This is a genomic window from Psychrobacter sp. TS_SC_6, from assembly GCF_056156305.1.
Map to the genome: position 1 here is coordinate 734441 of NZ_CM149590.1, position 15762 is coordinate 750202.

Annotated in this window: 13 protein-coding genes; 9 read left to right on the top strand and 4 right to left on the bottom strand. The window is 41.5% G+C overall.

The window, feature by feature from the left end; genetic code table 11:
- Positions 1-3: 3 nt before the first annotated feature.
- The 3 genes from AC0J5Y_RS03235 to nadA all read right to left on the bottom strand — a co-directional run bounded on the left by AC0J5Y_RS03235 (position 4) and on the right by nadA (position 4171).
- Entirely contained in the window at positions 4-915 is a 912-nt protein-coding gene (locus tag AC0J5Y_RS03235) for a LysO family transporter (RefSeq protein WP_475131489.1), read from the bottom strand.
- Between the two features lie 207 nt (positions 916-1122).
- The gene (nadB, locus tag AC0J5Y_RS03240) at positions 1123-3030 is read right to left on the bottom strand and encodes an L-aspartate oxidase (protein WP_475131490.1); all 1908 of its coding nucleotides are present in this window, start codon (positions 3028-3030) and stop codon (positions 1123-1125) included.
- 1 nt (position 3031) lies between these two features.
- A complete protein-coding gene (nadA, locus tag AC0J5Y_RS03245) occupies positions 3032-4171 on the bottom strand; it encodes a quinolinate synthase NadA (RefSeq protein WP_475131491.1) in 1140 nt (379 codons plus the stop codon).
- 272 nt (positions 4172-4443) lie between these two features.
- On the opposite strand from nadA, the gene AC0J5Y_RS03250 reads away from it, so the two are divergent.
- The 6 genes from AC0J5Y_RS03250 to AC0J5Y_RS03275 all read left to right on the top strand — a co-directional run bounded on the left by AC0J5Y_RS03250 (position 4444) and on the right by AC0J5Y_RS03275 (position 10409).
- Positions 4444-5535 (top strand): NUDIX hydrolase, encoded by a 1092-nt coding sequence (locus AC0J5Y_RS03250; protein ID WP_475131492.1) that lies wholly within the window; start codon positions 4444-4446, stop codon positions 5533-5535.
- A 305-nt stretch (positions 5536-5840) separates the two neighbouring features.
- The gene (gene nadC / locus AC0J5Y_RS03255; protein WP_475131493.1) at positions 5841-6701 is read left to right on the top strand and encodes a carboxylating nicotinate-nucleotide diphosphorylase; all 861 of its coding nucleotides are present in this window, start codon (positions 5841-5843) and stop codon (positions 6699-6701) included.
- Between the two features lie 393 nt (positions 6702-7094).
- On the top strand, positions 7095-7736 hold the full coding sequence (locus AC0J5Y_RS03260) for a MarC family protein (protein ID WP_475131494.1): 642 nt from the start codon (positions 7095-7097) through the stop codon (positions 7734-7736).
- 331 nt (positions 7737-8067) lie between these two features.
- The gene (locus tag AC0J5Y_RS03265) at positions 8068-8826 is read left to right on the top strand and encodes a hypothetical protein (RefSeq protein WP_475132066.1); all 759 of its coding nucleotides are present in this window, start codon (positions 8068-8070) and stop codon (positions 8824-8826) included.
- 308 nt (positions 8827-9134) lie between these two features.
- Positions 9135-9746 (top strand): hypothetical protein, encoded by a 612-nt coding sequence (locus tag AC0J5Y_RS03270; protein ID WP_475131495.1) that lies wholly within the window; start codon positions 9135-9137, stop codon positions 9744-9746.
- Between the two features lie 105 nt (positions 9747-9851).
- Complete coding sequence (locus AC0J5Y_RS03275; RefSeq protein ID WP_475131496.1) at positions 9852-10409, top strand: hypothetical protein; 558 nt, start codon at positions 9852-9854, stop codon at positions 10407-10409.
- A gap of 102 nt (positions 10410-10511) precedes the next feature.
- On the opposite strand, the gene rluB is transcribed toward AC0J5Y_RS03275, so the two are convergent.
- A complete protein-coding gene (rluB, locus tag AC0J5Y_RS03280; RefSeq protein WP_475131497.1) occupies positions 10512-11459 on the bottom strand; it encodes a 23S rRNA pseudouridine(2605) synthase RluB in 948 nt (315 codons plus the stop codon).
- Positions 11460-11933: 474 nt separating this feature from the next.
- Here rluB and AC0J5Y_RS03285 point away from each other — a divergent pair, with 474 nt between their 5' ends.
- From AC0J5Y_RS03285 to AC0J5Y_RS03295, 3 genes are all read left to right on the top strand, one after another.
- The gene (locus tag AC0J5Y_RS03285) at positions 11934-12965 is read left to right on the top strand and encodes a polysaccharide biosynthesis/export family protein (protein WP_475131498.1); all 1032 of its coding nucleotides are present in this window, start codon (positions 11934-11936) and stop codon (positions 12963-12965) included.
- A gap of 19 nt (positions 12966-12984) precedes the next feature.
- Complete coding sequence (locus AC0J5Y_RS03290; protein WP_475131499.1) at positions 12985-13416, top strand: low molecular weight protein-tyrosine-phosphatase; 432 nt, start codon at positions 12985-12987, stop codon at positions 13414-13416.
- Positions 13417-13490: 74 nt separating this feature from the next.
- Positions 13491-15752: a polysaccharide biosynthesis tyrosine autokinase gene (locus AC0J5Y_RS03295; RefSeq protein WP_475131500.1), complete on the top strand. Its 2262-nt coding sequence runs from the start codon at positions 13491-13493 to the stop codon at positions 15750-15752.
- Positions 15753-15762 lie beyond the last annotated feature (10 nt).

The window sequence follows — 15762 nt, forward strand, 5'->3', positions numbered from 1 at the left end:
AAGTTACCCCAAAGACGAAAACAAAACCATCAGCACCGGCGCGACGATATTGATAATAAAGCCAAAGCTAATAGCTAACGGCACGACCTTTAAACCACCCGATTGCTGAATAATAGGTAAGGTAAAGTCTAAGCTGGTCGCACCGCCAAGTCCAACTGAAGCAGACGGATATTTACGCATAAAGACAGGGATAAATATCAATGCAAAGAATTCACGTATTAAGTCATTAAATAACGCCACACTGCCCCAAATCGCCCCATAAGCATCCGTCATCACAATCGCAGATAGCGAATACCAGCCAAATCCTGATGCCAGTGCTAAGCCCTTCGTCCAAGAAACATCGCTAAACATCAGCGCAAAAATAAGTCCGCCAACCAATACCGATAACGTAAAAATAATACTCATCTCAACGCCGCGCTTATTGAGCAGTACTTCTTTTAAGGTGATACCCGAGCCTTTTAGTCCAATACCAACCAGCAAGATTAATATCATTAGCATGACCGTCATGGTATTTTCAGGCGGTATATAGTCGGCTGGCAAGAAATAACCGATCACAAAACCTATTACCACGCAGATGACTTGAGTCAGGCTGCCGCGAATACTGACGCGATGCTCTTTAGATTTAACACTAGGCTTTTTGGCATGCCACGGGCGCAAACGGTCAAACAGCATCAGCCCAAATAAACCCGATCCGATGGTCAGTATCGATAATATCGTGACATACAGTGCGATTTCACCTACCTGACTGCCAAGTCCTTCGACCTGTGCCAGCTCAATACCGATAAGGCCTAAAATAATAAAGACCAAATAAGACAAGCCTTTATCGGCAACTTTAGTTAGGGTAGGATTGGATGGAATGGCAAAGCCAATAAACATTGGCATTAAAACCAAGACAAGGGTAACTAAGCTTTGCATGGTAAAGGGCTCGCGGCATTTTTTAAAAGGCGTTTTAACAAAGTCTTTTTAGAAGGGTTTTTTAAGGAGTCGAAGATTGTAACATATTAGTATAATAATGCTGACATGAGCAGACAGAATTCATTGAATTGCTGCTGGTCAAAGATTCCTTTATGAGCTTCTCTATATGCTAGACCAGCAGTGCCGCATTGATTGAATATAAAGCCACTATACCGCGTGCTCGGACTGGACAGATTTATGATGTTTCTGAATTACTGAAGTGGGGTTATTGATACCACTTAATGAGCGAATAGCTTGATTTGATAATGGCTCAATCACACTAATGCGAGCAGTAGCTGCTAGGTTGGGATAGTCTCTACGATAGTGTCCACCACGACTTTCAAGGCGCTGACAAGCAGACTGAACAATTAAGGTCGCTAACTGTAATTGCCTTTCTAATTGAAAAGTTATTAGCCTATGAGTCGCTATAGCGTCGTCTGAAGTATTTATATTGGGCTGACTTAACTCAGATTTTTCAAGCCACTGTTGCCATTGCTGTATTTGTATCAATATTTGCACTAATGATTCGGCAGTGCGAGTGATACCCATATGTGAGGTCATTAAAAATTTTAATTCTGTAGATATTTTGCCAGCCTGCTTATTAGTATCTATATTACTATCAGCATCATTATAGTGATATGAATTAAATATAAACGCATTAGAAGAAGACAAAGTAACGGCTTGAGTATCTTTAAGAGTTGGCGCTGTCCAAATCGCAGGTGCTGATAAATTCAAGTTGTTATAAATGGCAATAGGATCTGGATTCTCTAATGCTTTCAAATATCGCGGCAAATCAGCGGCGATATTACGCCCAACCACCACACATTCCAAAAGTGAATTGCTTGCTAAGCGATTTGCTCCATGCAGACCTGTATAAGCGACTTCACCAGCGGCATAGAGACCTTCTACATCGGTTACGCCATTAGCATCAGTGACCACGCCGCCACAGCTATAATGGGCGGTTGGGGCAACCGGAATTGGCTCTTTAGTTATATCAATACCAAGCTCTAATAGGGTCTGATCAATCTGTGGAAAATGCTCGCGCAAAAATTCGGCTGATAAATGACTGACGTCAAGATGTACATACCCAAGTCCATTATTATTAATCTGCTCAGCTATTGCTCTAGCGACAATATCTCTTGGTGCCAATTCCGCACGCTCATCAATCTCTAGCATAAAGCGTGTGCCAGTTTGTGGACAATATAGCCGTCCACCTTCGCCGCGTAAAGCTTCCGATATCAAAAAGCTGCTATCTCCTAGTGCTAGACCAGTCGGATGAAATTGGATAAATTCTAAATTTGCCAAACGGCAGCCTGCTTGCCATGCCATCATAACGCCATCACCAACACAGACATTAGGCGCGCTGGCGCGTTGAAATAATTGCCCTAAACCGCCACTGGCCAGTACAACCGCGCGACTATGAAAGATGAGTTTGCACTGATTAACATGATCAAAAACTTGTGCCCCTTGGCAACGGTTATCACTGTTGTCAGTTAATAAATACAGTGCTTCATGGTAGGGCAAGATAGTGATATTAGAAGCGGCTTGCACTTTTATAGTCAAGGCTTCCATAATATGGCGACCCGTTGCATCATCAGCATGGGCAACGCGTCTACAGCCATGACCGCCTTCTTTAGTCAGATGTAAGTCGGCAGTTTGCAATTTAGTGAAGACTTTTTGCTCAGTATGGTATTTTTTATTAGCTTGAAGAATCTGAGTAAAGGGCACGCCTTGCTCGCACAGCCATTGAACTGCTTGTTGTCCAGTGCTAAGGATGTTTGCCGTATTATCCGCTGCGCACAATCCTGCACCAGCGATTAGCGTATCGGCGATATGGTCAGCTACCGAATCATTTTTGTCCAAGCTTGCGGCGATACCGCCTTGGGCGTAATGGCTTGAGCAAATTTCCAGTGCCGCTTTACTTAATATGGTAATGCTCAGCGACTCTGGTAAAGCAAGCGCGGTGCTTAATCCTGCAAGCCCAGCACCAACAATAAGCACATCTGTTTTTACAACCCTATCGTATTCCTGATGCGCATTACAGTTATCTTTGCCATGTAACCAGTTCGCGCTCATATTATGCTGCTCCTACATTGGCAAACAATGCACGGTCTTTGACGATATCGCCGCTTGCTGTCACGCGTTGCTTCTGCAACTCAGCAAAATCAAGCATACGTTGTAATGGCTTTCTAGCTGCCGCTGCGAGCTCAGCCGTCATTAATACTTCACCGCTATTATTAATCAAGCATTGCTCGATACCTTGTAGACCATTCATCGCCATCCATGGACAAAAAGCACAGCTTTTACAACTGGCGCTTTCACCAGCAGTCGGGGCAGCCAAAAAGCGCTTGTTTGGCGAGCGCTTTTGCATCTCATGCAAGATACCCAAGTCAGTTGCGACGATAAAGGTATCGGCATCCATCTCATAAGTTGATTGCAACAGCTTACTGGTCGAGCCAACCACGTCGGCAAGCGCCACGACACTATCTGGAGATTCAGGATGTACCAAGACTTTTGCTGTCGGATGTTCAGCTTTTAATTGTTCAAGCTCAGTGGCTTTAAACTCATTATGCACCATACATGAACCTTGCCAGAGCAGCATATCCGCCCCAGTCTCACGGGCAATGTATTTACCTAAGTGTCTATCTGGACCCCAAATGATAGGCTCACCTTGCGCGTGTAGATGTCGAATGATATCGATACCAACTGACGAAGTTACTACCCAATCCGCCCGTGCTTTTACCGCTGCGCTAGTATTGGCATAGACCACCACCGTACGCTCAGGATGCGCATCACAAAAGGCAGAAAACTCATCGGCAGGACAGCCCAAATCAAGCGAGCATTCGGCTTCTAAGTCGGGCATCAGTACTGTCTTTTCCATACTGAGTATCTTTGCTGACTCACCCATAAAACGTACACCTGCTACCACCAGTGTCTGCGCACTATGTGCTTGACCAAAGCGCGCCATCTCAAGCGAATCACCAACACAGCCCCCCGTTGCCAATGCCAAATCCTGAATAAAAGGATCGACATAATAATGCGCGACTAAGACGGCGTTATGCTCTTTTAACAACTGCTTAATATTTTCTTCAACTTGCAGTCGCTCACTACGCGGCAAGTCTGCGGGCATTTTTGCTTTGGCATATTCGATATTCATTTGCGTGGCAATGCGATTATCAGTACTCATAATCGGTGCGTCATACGGATACGTTTTCATAAGTGCAAACCTTTCATGCAATAACGACACGTCAATTGCCGTTAAAAGTGGGTCAAGTAAATAGCGCTAAAAAATACACTGGTTCAATTATGCTCATTTTGAGCATAAATACAAGAAATTTTTATACGTTTATTATTTATGCAGGACTCATTTTGTATAATTACAACCACAAGCTATGATAAGCATCGATTCAAGCTATAATTAGTATATGGTCAATGGCTTATCATTTGAGCTGTATTTCATAAATAAAATAAAAGGTAATCATTAACGTCATGACGTTGTCTTATTCACATGCCCATCAACAAGGTAGCGGTACGACTGAGGTTGTCGCAGTGCTGGTCGCGATTACCGAGCACACGGCGCGCGTTTTAACCGTTGATCAAGGCAAGCTATTGCCCAATGGTCCCCTCATGCCATTACACCGCTCGTTGCAAGCAGGTGTGCGCCAATGGGTTGAAGAGCAAACACAGCAGCCACTGGGTTATTTGGAGCAGCTATATACCTTTGTTGATACCAATAGACGCAATGATGATGGTCATGCGTTGGTCTATGTCAGCTATTTGGGTTTGGTGCAAGAGGCGCAAACACAACTACAAAGCCAAGCATTATGGCGTGATTGGTACGATTACTTCCCATGGGAAAATCACTTAGATGGTATGCCAGCTATCATCATGGACTATATCATACCGGCATTATTACGTTGGGCAGATGCCACAAAAGAGCCTGATATTCAGCAGCGCCGGCGTCAGCGTATTGGTCTGTGTTGGAGCGTCAGTGAGACGATTCTAAATAATTGCTCTAAAAATAAAAGCGTGCATTCAAATGCAGAGAGCAACGATCAGCTGATAAATGATAGAGAATACGAGAATAGGGAATGGATTGCAGAACATGTCCTTCTACGTTATGAGATGTTATATGAAGCAGGTCTTATTGCAGAAGCACCAACTTATCCACCAAGCTATTTGGCTAATGTTCAACCTGACAGTGCTGAATCTAACAAGGGGTTTAAATTGCCTAGTCACTGGTCACAGCTTATAGGGTCACCGATGTACTATGACCATCGCCGCGTAATTGCGACGGCTATTTCACGGCTGCGCGCAAAAATTGAATATCGACCGCTTATTTTTGGCTTGATGCCAGATGAATTCACCTTGTCGCAGTTGCAGCAGAGTGTCGAAGCACTATCGGGTGTGCGCTTACATAAGCAAAACTTCCGCCGGCTGCTAGAGTCACAAAATCTTGTGCTAGAAACAGGACAGAGTAGTAGCGCCCAGCGTGGTCGTCCCGCTAAACTTTATCGTTTTCGCCATGATATTGAACTGCAAAGTTTGCTGATGGATAGTAAATTGCCTAAACGTAAATAGCATAAATATCTACATAATTTCCCCCATATCAAAGCTATAGTTGAAATACTTTAAAGTCGCTACAGTATTGCTGGTGTAAATTTTTTGCAGCCTCTGTCTGCGTAGGCACAGCAAGCAAGAAAAATTTGCACCAGCAGTACGTGTTGTATCGATATTACTTTTCACCGACTATAGATAAAATTCGTAAGTTCACAAATTTTCGCCCATTTCTTGCGAGGCTCGACACTTTACGTTATATTTATGCTCATTTTGAGTTTAAGTAAACAAAATTTATATCAATCATTGCGCAAAAATAAGGGCTAAAAATGACAGTTAAACAAGAGCCAGCATTGGCTGAGGTGTTACTTAAACCCTTGGTCGAAGCGGCATTAACAGAAGATTTGGGCAGACGTGGTGATGTTACTTCACAAGCGACTATTCCAGCCGACATGCAAGCGCAGTTACAGATTAAGGCAAGGCAAGCAGGCGTGATATGTGGTATGGATTTAGCACGCTTATCTTTTGCTTTTATTGACAAGCAAATTGAGTTTGTCGCACACGTCCATGACGGTGAAGCGGTTAAAGCTGGCGCAGTACTAGCCACTGTGCGCGGCAATGCGCGAAATTTGCTGACAGCAGAGCGTACGGCACTTAACTTTATGACTCATCTTAGCGGTATTGCGACAGATACTAAGAAGATTGTCGATAGCGTGGCAGCATATCCAGCACAAATTACTTGTACGCGTAAAACCATTCCAGGTTTACGTATCGTACAAAAGTATGCGGTACGCTGCGGCGGCGGGCGCAATCATCGCTTGGGATTGGACGATGCGATTTTAATTAAAGACAATCATATTGCCATCGCAGGTGATATTAAAACAGCGATTGAGCAAGCGCAAGAATTTGCTGGGCACTTAATTCCGATAGAAGTGGAAGTCGATACATTAGCACAGTTAGAGCAAGCACTAGATGCTGGTGTGAGCTTAGTGCTATTAGATAATATGTCGCCTGAAGTTTTGTTAAAAGCAGTCACTATGTGTAAAGGTCGCGCTAAAACCGAAGCATCAGGGGGGATCACTCCTAAAACAGTACAAGCCGTTGCGGAAACGGGCGTTGATTTTATCGCGATGGGTTATTTGACCCACAGCACGACTGCATTAGATATTGGTTTGGATTTTAACGCCTAGCTTTCACGCTGGGTCTAAGTATGATGATTCACAAATAAAAGAAGTGCAAATGTTATAAAGCACTGCTGGGGTTAATTTTGCTTGCTTGCTGTGCCCGCGCAGACAGAGGCTGCGATAATTAACCGCAGCAGTGCTGTACTCTTTTAAAAATGAACCAAAGATATAGACTCGTTTTAATGAAGTGTAACAGAGGATTAACCCGCTATTGAAAGGGCGGATTTATATCGATATCCTATGGATTTGGTAAGGTAGGAGAATTAAGCGAAGTTAATGATTTAATAGGCTTATCTGCCTATGCTACAATGCCGCTGCTACCGACTATTAGGTCATTGATGCACTCGCACGATGGCCTTACTTTTGTACAAGTTGTATCAATATACAAGCGAGCGCTCAGTGAATACTGAAATTATCAAGATAATATTGGCCTTTATGGTATTGATTAACCCTTTTAGCGCATTAACGTTGTTTTTAGATTCAACGCGCGGTTATTCAATGCATAATCGACGTAAAGTTGCCCGTGTTGCTTGTCTGACAATTTTTATTACCATCAGTTTCTTCACTTTAGCAGGCGAAACGCTCCTCAAAACCTTGGGTATTTCAATTGGCTCATTTCAATTGGCAGGCGGTATATTGGTATTTCTGATCGCTCTCAATATGATGAATGGCGAGGGCAATCCAGTTAAGCCTGATCAAGAAAACTTCGATGTTGACCATCTGCAAGGTGCGCCGCCAACGATGGCCGCCGCGGTTGTGCCGATTGCTATTCCTATGATGATTGGACCGGGTGGTATTTCAACCGTTATTATCTACTCATCACAAGTTTCCGGCATCTTGCAAATATCTGCCATTTTGATTGCGGGTTTGTTTATCAGTTTGTTTTGTTATTTGGCATTGATGGCAGCTGGTCGTATCAGTCGCTTATTGGGTGATACAGGGCTTAATATTATGAGTCGAATCATGGGTATGCTATTGGCGGCAGTTGCTATCGAAATTATCGTTAACGGACTACGTACGCTGTTTCCTGATTTGGTTTAGTTTTTTTATTTTATAAAAATGATTTAATCGCTTAAAAAAACCAAATACTTGTTTAACGGTATTTGGTTTTTCTGTTTTTTAAGCAGTGTATGATTTTTTGGATAAATGGTTTTGAGTAGAAGACTATGCTTTAGCTTTGGTACAAATCCTAAGCAGAAAACCAGAATTGCAATCGGTGATATTCATGATGGCTGTCTTATCCTTTCAGAATGCTGACGTTTGCTTACTGGTAGTATGGCAAAAAGCTGTTAAGATAAGGGATTGAATGGTCGAATGCAATCGGTAAATGGGCGAGGAGCACAGTAAAGTTATGGTCATAAGTTTGACAAGAATGCTACAGTCATTTGGGCAAGCACAAGATGATCTGCCAGCTGCTGCTGCCAAAAATGCTCAGCAAGTGGCTGCCAATAAACTTATTAATAATAAAAATGCTGTTGCCCATCGTAATAGTGGTGATAAGCAAGAAGATGTCAATACTTCAAGGTCTAACGCTTCGCCGCTTACTGAGCCGCAGCGTACCGAACGTATTTGCGATGCTTTAGCGCAAGTGTCTGATATTCGCGCCCCAACGCCATTGACCGATCGTTACTTGTCCAATCGTGCCCAAATACGACCGAGTAACAGACCACCTTTTGACCCAGATACCTTATGGTATCTTAAACATGGACGCTGTCCGATTATGACTGAGCTTGTGAATGTGGTCGATGCAGCCACACTAAATGCCATGCCAATTGAAGCAGTTGCTATTTTAGATAGAATCAATGGCAAATTAAAACGCTATCGCGAATGGAGTAGCGAGCTTAATGATGAGCAAAAGCAGCAACATAATGAGCGGCAGTTTGTCATTGATAAGCTAATATCAGAGAGTATTCCAGAAGCCTTGCGTCATTATGAGCAGTTGCAGCGCTTTAGTCCACATCGCACGAAGAACAATGTAGTACAGGGTAAAATGACCGCAGGCGATATGCTGACAGACTTGTTTTTAGAGATTGACTACGAGCTCGATGAATTGTTAGAGGAATTGCATCAAATGGTGATGAATCGTCTGGCCTCAACCCATCGTTATGTCAAAAGCCGTACGCAAAATTAGTCGCCAGTTTCTTGTTCTGCTAAAAAATAAGTATCAGCAAACACAAACAACTCAATGCATAACAATATAGGGCTTTAATAGAGCCTTATTTTTTTGTTTAATAACTCTTAAGTATTATCTATAGTTGAAATACTTTAAAGTCGCTACAGTATTGCTGGTGTAAATTTTTTGCAGCATCGAGCTGCGTAGGCACAGCAAGCAAGAAAAATTTGCACCAGCAGTACGTGTTGTATCGATATTACTTTTCACCGACTATAAAACAATAATAAATTTGCCAATTAATACGATTGGATAAGAAGGAGGATGTTATGACTCAAATCACTGCCATGTTTGTCATGTTTGTTTTATATGGAGTGCTACCCGCAGCAGGTCTGTATTTAGGCTATCGTGGTATCAAAAAAGTGACAGCACCCAAAATGCTAGCGTATAAAGCGCTGCCACAATTGGGTTATATTCCTGAAAAAAGCTTACCAACTGATGTCAAAGCTGCATTGACCCAAATTAATGAAAAAGGTGAAAAGCTGCGCCTTATTTATGGCGATACCAATAATGATGGCAAGATAGATGATAAAGATACAGTCAATGAAACCTATATCACCATTCAAAATCTGATGGATAAACATGTACCACAAGCAGTAGCCGATTATCGCCGTTTGCATGACTTAGATGTGGGGGATGGCACACTGGTTGATAATACCAAAATTAAGCACTCTGATGTCACTGGCAAAGAGGCGCTGTTGGATGTACTTAAAACCATTAATGCCCAGTTTGATGCATTACTTAACGCCTCTTATCATCAAGATGGACAAAAACTGCTGGCAACCAATCGATATTTACAACAGCGTTTTGACAACCCTAAAGTAGATACAAATACGCAGTTGCTTAATCCTACTAAAATAGAGCGGATTGAAAAGCTATAGGACGATGCTGTTAATAATAAAACTGTTAATAATAAAGATGTGAAATTGTGAGTGATAAATAGTCGAGATAATAATTTACGTTTGAACGATTAAGAGTGAGTTGCTATGAGTGTATTAATAGGCATTTGTGTCATAACGACAGTGAGCGTCTTTTATCTAAGTAGAAAAGGCTGGCATGCTTTTCATAAAGCGGTTGGCATTACGCCAGGTGTACTCATTTATCAAAATACTAATGCACCATTATCGTTATCTAATATAAGCTGGCAACGATTAAATCTTAATAAAAAGCATCTTAAAGCTTTAGCAGATAATCAGCTGCGCCAGCTGCAATGTATCGATGAAAAGGTAGCCAGTTATCATCGTTATCAAATAGAGCTAAAATCACAAGCAAAGACGCCTGAAATCACCGAGCCACAGTTCGTATTGCATAAGATGCTAGATACACGTTTACCTGAACTACTCAGTAGCTATTATCAGCTAACGATTATGAATACAAATGTTAAAAGCGTTAACCATCAATCACGAGAGGAAGCCGGCAAGTTGCTGCAAGAGATATTAGATAATATTGAACAGCGTTTAGACAGTTTGTCAGAGCAACTAGAGCAGCAGCAATTACAAGATATGCGAGTGATGAGGCGCTATATGGATAGTCATAATCACTAATATGTCAGTGGCTAGAGAATACTCATTAACGTCATTATAAAAAGCTGCCAATGATTATATATCATTGGCAGCTTTTTATAATGACGTTAAATCTAAAACAGATTAGCGTTTATCGTTGCGGTCACGAGTATTGCGGGTGCCGCGACTGGCAGGACTACCACTGGTTTTTGGTTTGGCACTACTGTTACGATTGTCGCTACCACTGCGGTTATCGCTACGACTGTCAGTAGTACGACGTGCTTTCAGCGGTTTATTTTTGATACGCTCTTGCTTTTCTTTAGCCGCGCCATGCAGGCCTGTACCATAACGCGGGCGCAAGTTCACTAGGTCTGTTAAGGTATTAATATCTTTTCTATCCAGCTCTAAGAATCGACCTGTACGCAGCTCTTTTGGCAACGCAATATTACCATAGCTCGTACGTAATAGACGGCTGACTTTAAGACCTTGGGATTCAAATAGTCGGCGTACTTCACGGTTACGACCTTCTTTAAGCTGCACATGATGCCACTTGTTGACGCCTTCACCGCCACCTTCTTTGATGTCTTCAAACTTGGCCATGCCATCTTCTAACATGACGCCTGTAGTCATCGCCCGTGCCATATCTGGGGTAACTTCACCCAATACACGTACGGCATATTCACGGGTCACTTCGCTAGAAGGATGCATCAAACGATGCGCCATTTCACCATCGTTAGTAAATAATAATAGACCAGTTGAGTTGATATCCAAACGCCCAACCATCACCCAACGATCATGAGTGAGCTTTGGCAAACGCTCAAATACAGTAGGACGACCTTCTGGATCATTGGCTGAACACACTTCACCTTCAGGCTTATAGTAAGCTAAAACGCGGCGACGTTTTTCATTTTCAGCAGTATATTTGATCTGACGACCATCAACGCGAATCTCATCACCTTGCTCAACACGGTCGCCGATGGTTGCTGGACCATTATTTACGGTTACACGACCTGCCTTAATCACTTCTTCCATCTGACGACGTGAACCAAGTCCCATACGGGCCAGTGCTTTCTGTAATTTTTCATCTTTCATAACGATTTCCTTGAATCGGTGGGTTTACATTTCTCAATGTATAAATTTGGACTGCATATTATACGCTATTTCTAAGGGTTATAGATATCATGTTTAAATGATTTTCCATTTTAATATCTGAATAAGGCAAATAATTTTCATATCATTTGTCGGTTTAAATTGATTGGTTAAATAAATAAGAGAAGTTTTTTTATAATTTAGATGAGCAATAACTATAGGATAATTTTTGCTAAATATTAGGATTTTTCTATATAAGTCGTTTTCCGATAAATCGCAATTTCCATCAAAAATACATGATTATGGTTCAAAATTTAACCACCTATGTTATTATGGTTTTGTTTTTTTGCACATAATGTAACACTTTGATATGGCTGTCTGATTCTTTAATGCTAGACACTACTTATATCTATGATTTATAAAGGTCTTTTTATGTTTTTCAATTCATCAAAGTTACTAAGTATAACGTGTCTATTAATGATTTCTTTGGTTTCAGGTTGCTCTAGTATCAACGCAGGTCTTCAAGTAGGTGAGCTGCCCCCAAATGGCGCGTTTATCGCTGAAAACGGTCTTCATTTTAACATCCAGCCGCTAAGCCTAGCGACATTACCTCCAAAACAAGCAGTGCTGCCAAGCAGCAATTTAAATCAGCTAATAAGGAACTCTAGTCGAGCAGAGTATCGTATCTCTGCAGGGGATATTCTTAGTATTATATTGGTTGGATATCCTGATATTACATCGGCAGGGGCATCAGGATATCCTGTAGATCAGCAGGGATTTGTTCAGTTTCCATTGGTTGGACGTATTAAAGCGATAGGTATGAGTGTGCCGCAGTTCACGGCGAACTTGCAGAGACAACTACAGCGCTATCTTAAGTTTTCAGATCCACAGGTTAAAGTCGTTGATTATCGGGGTAATAAATTTTTTATTGATGGTGAAGTGGCTAAACCTGGTGAATTTGCGATTTCTGACGCACCAGTTTCGTTATACAGTGCGATTTCTATGGCTGGTGGTGCGACGCCGACCGCTGATTCAAACAATATCGTGTTTAACCGCAGAGGTGTAAACTACAATCTTGGCTTACAATCTTTACGTCAACTGGGCAGTTCTGCCAACCAGATCTATCTCCAAGATGGCGATTCAATCCATGTTAACAGTCAAGACCGTAATAAAGTCTATGTTCTAGGAGAGTTTGGACGTGTAGAGCCTGTACCTATTCGCGAGCAGGGTATCAGTCTAGCTCAAGTTTTAGGAGAGTCAAACGGTCTTAATTCTAATACAGCCAATGCATCTAAGATATATGTCGTCCGCGATAATCTTAATACAAGAACGACAGATATTTACTATGTGGATATGCAGACGATTACCAGCTTTGCACTTGCCAACCGTTTTGAGATGCGTGCCAATGATATTATTTATGTAGATCCTACTGGTTTGACGCGTTGGAATCGTGTACTTAGCTCTATCTTGCCTTCTACGTCCGCGGTTAGAAGTCTATCAGGCTTATAAATAATAGGTAATAACTATCATGGCATTTGATCATATTCTTGTTGTATGCGTGGGTAATATTTGTCGCAGTCCAATGGCAGAAGCACTATTAAAGCAGCGTTTTCCCAATAAAACCATTGACTCTGCAGGGGTGGGTGCTTTGGTTGGGCATCCTGCTGATCCTGCTGCCATAGAGATTATGGCAAAGCAGCAGATTGATATTACCAATCATGTTGCTAAGCAAATTGATGAGCAATTGGCAAAAAAAGTGGATCTGATTTTTACTATGTCAGACGGTCAAACTAAGTGGATTGAAGAACGCTGGCCTTTTTGCCGTGGTAAAACCTTTAAGTTAGGCCATTGGATAAATAAAGACATTGCTGATCCTTATCAGCATGAGTTAAGTGCATTTGAGACTGCACATCAAGACATTGTTGAAGGTATAAAACAATGGGCTGATAAAGTCAGCTAAGTGACTGCTGAAAATAAATAATTATTATAAAAGATTAATACTAAACGATTACCTTAAGTGATGAACCTACCGTTATGACTACAGATTCAAAGAATGTATCAAACTCTGCCGCTAAAGAAGACAATGATGAAATCGACTTAATGGCGCTACTTTTTGCCGTTTTACGTGGCTGGAAAACAATCATCTTTTTTGCTGTTTTGGGTTTGATAGTCGGTGTCTTGTATAGTCGGTATGTGAATCCTACTTTTAAGTCAGATGCACTTATTCAGATTGATGAGCAATCAAAAGGCATTTCAGCGTTAGGCTCAGATATCTCTGAGCTAATAGGATCAGAAGCTAGTAAAGCCCAAACAGAGGCAGAGCTCATTAGGTCTCGTATGATATTAGAGCCTGTGGTCAATTTACTGCATCTGCGTATTAAGCTTATAGATCCTAATATTGGGTTTATGGATCGGGTGAGCAGTGGCAGTACTCCTACCCAAATCAATAAACCTGAAGGCGTTTCACTTACAACAGAAGACGGTAAAGTACAAGTCAGTCAGTTTAATGTCTCACAAGATTATCTAAATCAAACATTTACCTTAACGCGCTCTGCGACAGGGTTTGTCTTAAGTAATGGTTTTGATGATTTTGAAGGTCAGATAGGTCAAGCGCATCAGTTTAGAGGCACAGAAGGCCAGATTCATATTACAGTAAATGATCTGCCAGCCGATGGCTACCCTATTCATATCACTAAGCAGTCATTACATAATACAACGAACGACATTAATAATGCGCTTTCTGTCGTTGAAAAAGGTAAGCAAACTGGCATCATTGAGATGTCGATGACAGGCCCGAATCAGCAGCAAGTGACATCAGTATTAAAACAAATTATTGTATCTTATGTAGATCAAAATCAATCGCGTGGCTCTGAGGAGACCACTCAGACAATTAATTTTATGGAAACTCAGATTCCAACCTTAAAGAAAAAATTGGAAGAGTCCGAAGAAGTATTCAATAGATTCCGTAAAAAATATGGCACGATTGATGTTGGTAAAGAAGCTGAGTTGTTGTTAACAGAAAACTCGCAAATCGATGTCCAACTGAATGAACTTAAGCTTAAGAAAGCTGATTTGACTACGTACTATACAGAAGAGCACCCCTTAGTCATTCAAATCAATGAACAGCTCACAGTACTAAATGGTAGAAAGCAAGATATAGATGATACGGTTGCAGGTCTACCTGAGATACAAAGAGAGTTTTTACAACTCTCTGCTGATACCGCTATCAATAGAGAAATATATTTAACTCTATTAAAAAACTATGAACAGTTAAAAATTGTTCGAGCTGGGCAAATTGGTTATGCACGTATTATCGATCTACCTATTAGTACCTTTAAAGCAATTGCGCCAAAGAAACTACAAATTATGATACTAGCAATGCTCTTAGGAGCAATGCTCGGTACAATGTTAGTGCTTATCAAAAATATGCTTCGAAATGTGGTCAAAGATCCTGAGCGTCTTGAGGCTAAGACAGGCGTACCTGTTATTGCAACCATTCCTCGTTCTCCAGTGCTCACAAGGTTTGGTAAGAAAAAATCACCCAATCGACTACTGGCCTATGCAGACAATAATAGCTTAAGTTATGAAGCCATTAAGAGTTTGAGAACCAACCTGATGTTTGGGATGCCAAGCCAAGGGCGAGCCGGTCAGCGTGCCAAAGTTATCTTGATTACGGGTGAAAGTCCGGGGGTCGGTAAGTCTTTTATCTCGTCTAACTTAACAGAAGTATTTGCGCAGTTGGATAAAAAAACCTTAATCATAGATGCGGATATGCGTTTGGGTGAGTTGCATAAAGTATTTAACATGGACCAACACAATGGTTTGGCCGATTATTTAACCCAAGATACGACGCATCTATCGAGAGGTACGACTCAGCCAGTAAAAGTCGATGCTGCTCAAGAGTCTGGTCATCTAGCAAGCTTTATCCATGCAACAGGGATTGATAATATTGATTTTATGCCACGGGGCGAACATCCTCGCAATCCGGCGTCGCTATTAGCCAATGGTAGCTTCGATCAATTAATGAAGGAGTTAAATCTTCATTATGATTATATTATTATCGACTCACCACCGATATTGGCAGCTTCTGACGCCATGATACTAGCGCAACATGCTGACAAAGTGCTGATGGTGACACGATATGATGATTCTATAGAAGGACAGCTGGTTTATGCTGTCAATCAGATGAACAAAGCCAATATAAAAGTAGATGGTATTATCTTAAATGATGTACAACAAGGCATCCTGAGCAAATACAGTTATCACTATAGCTATGCTTATGGCAATAATAACTGATGTATTTTGA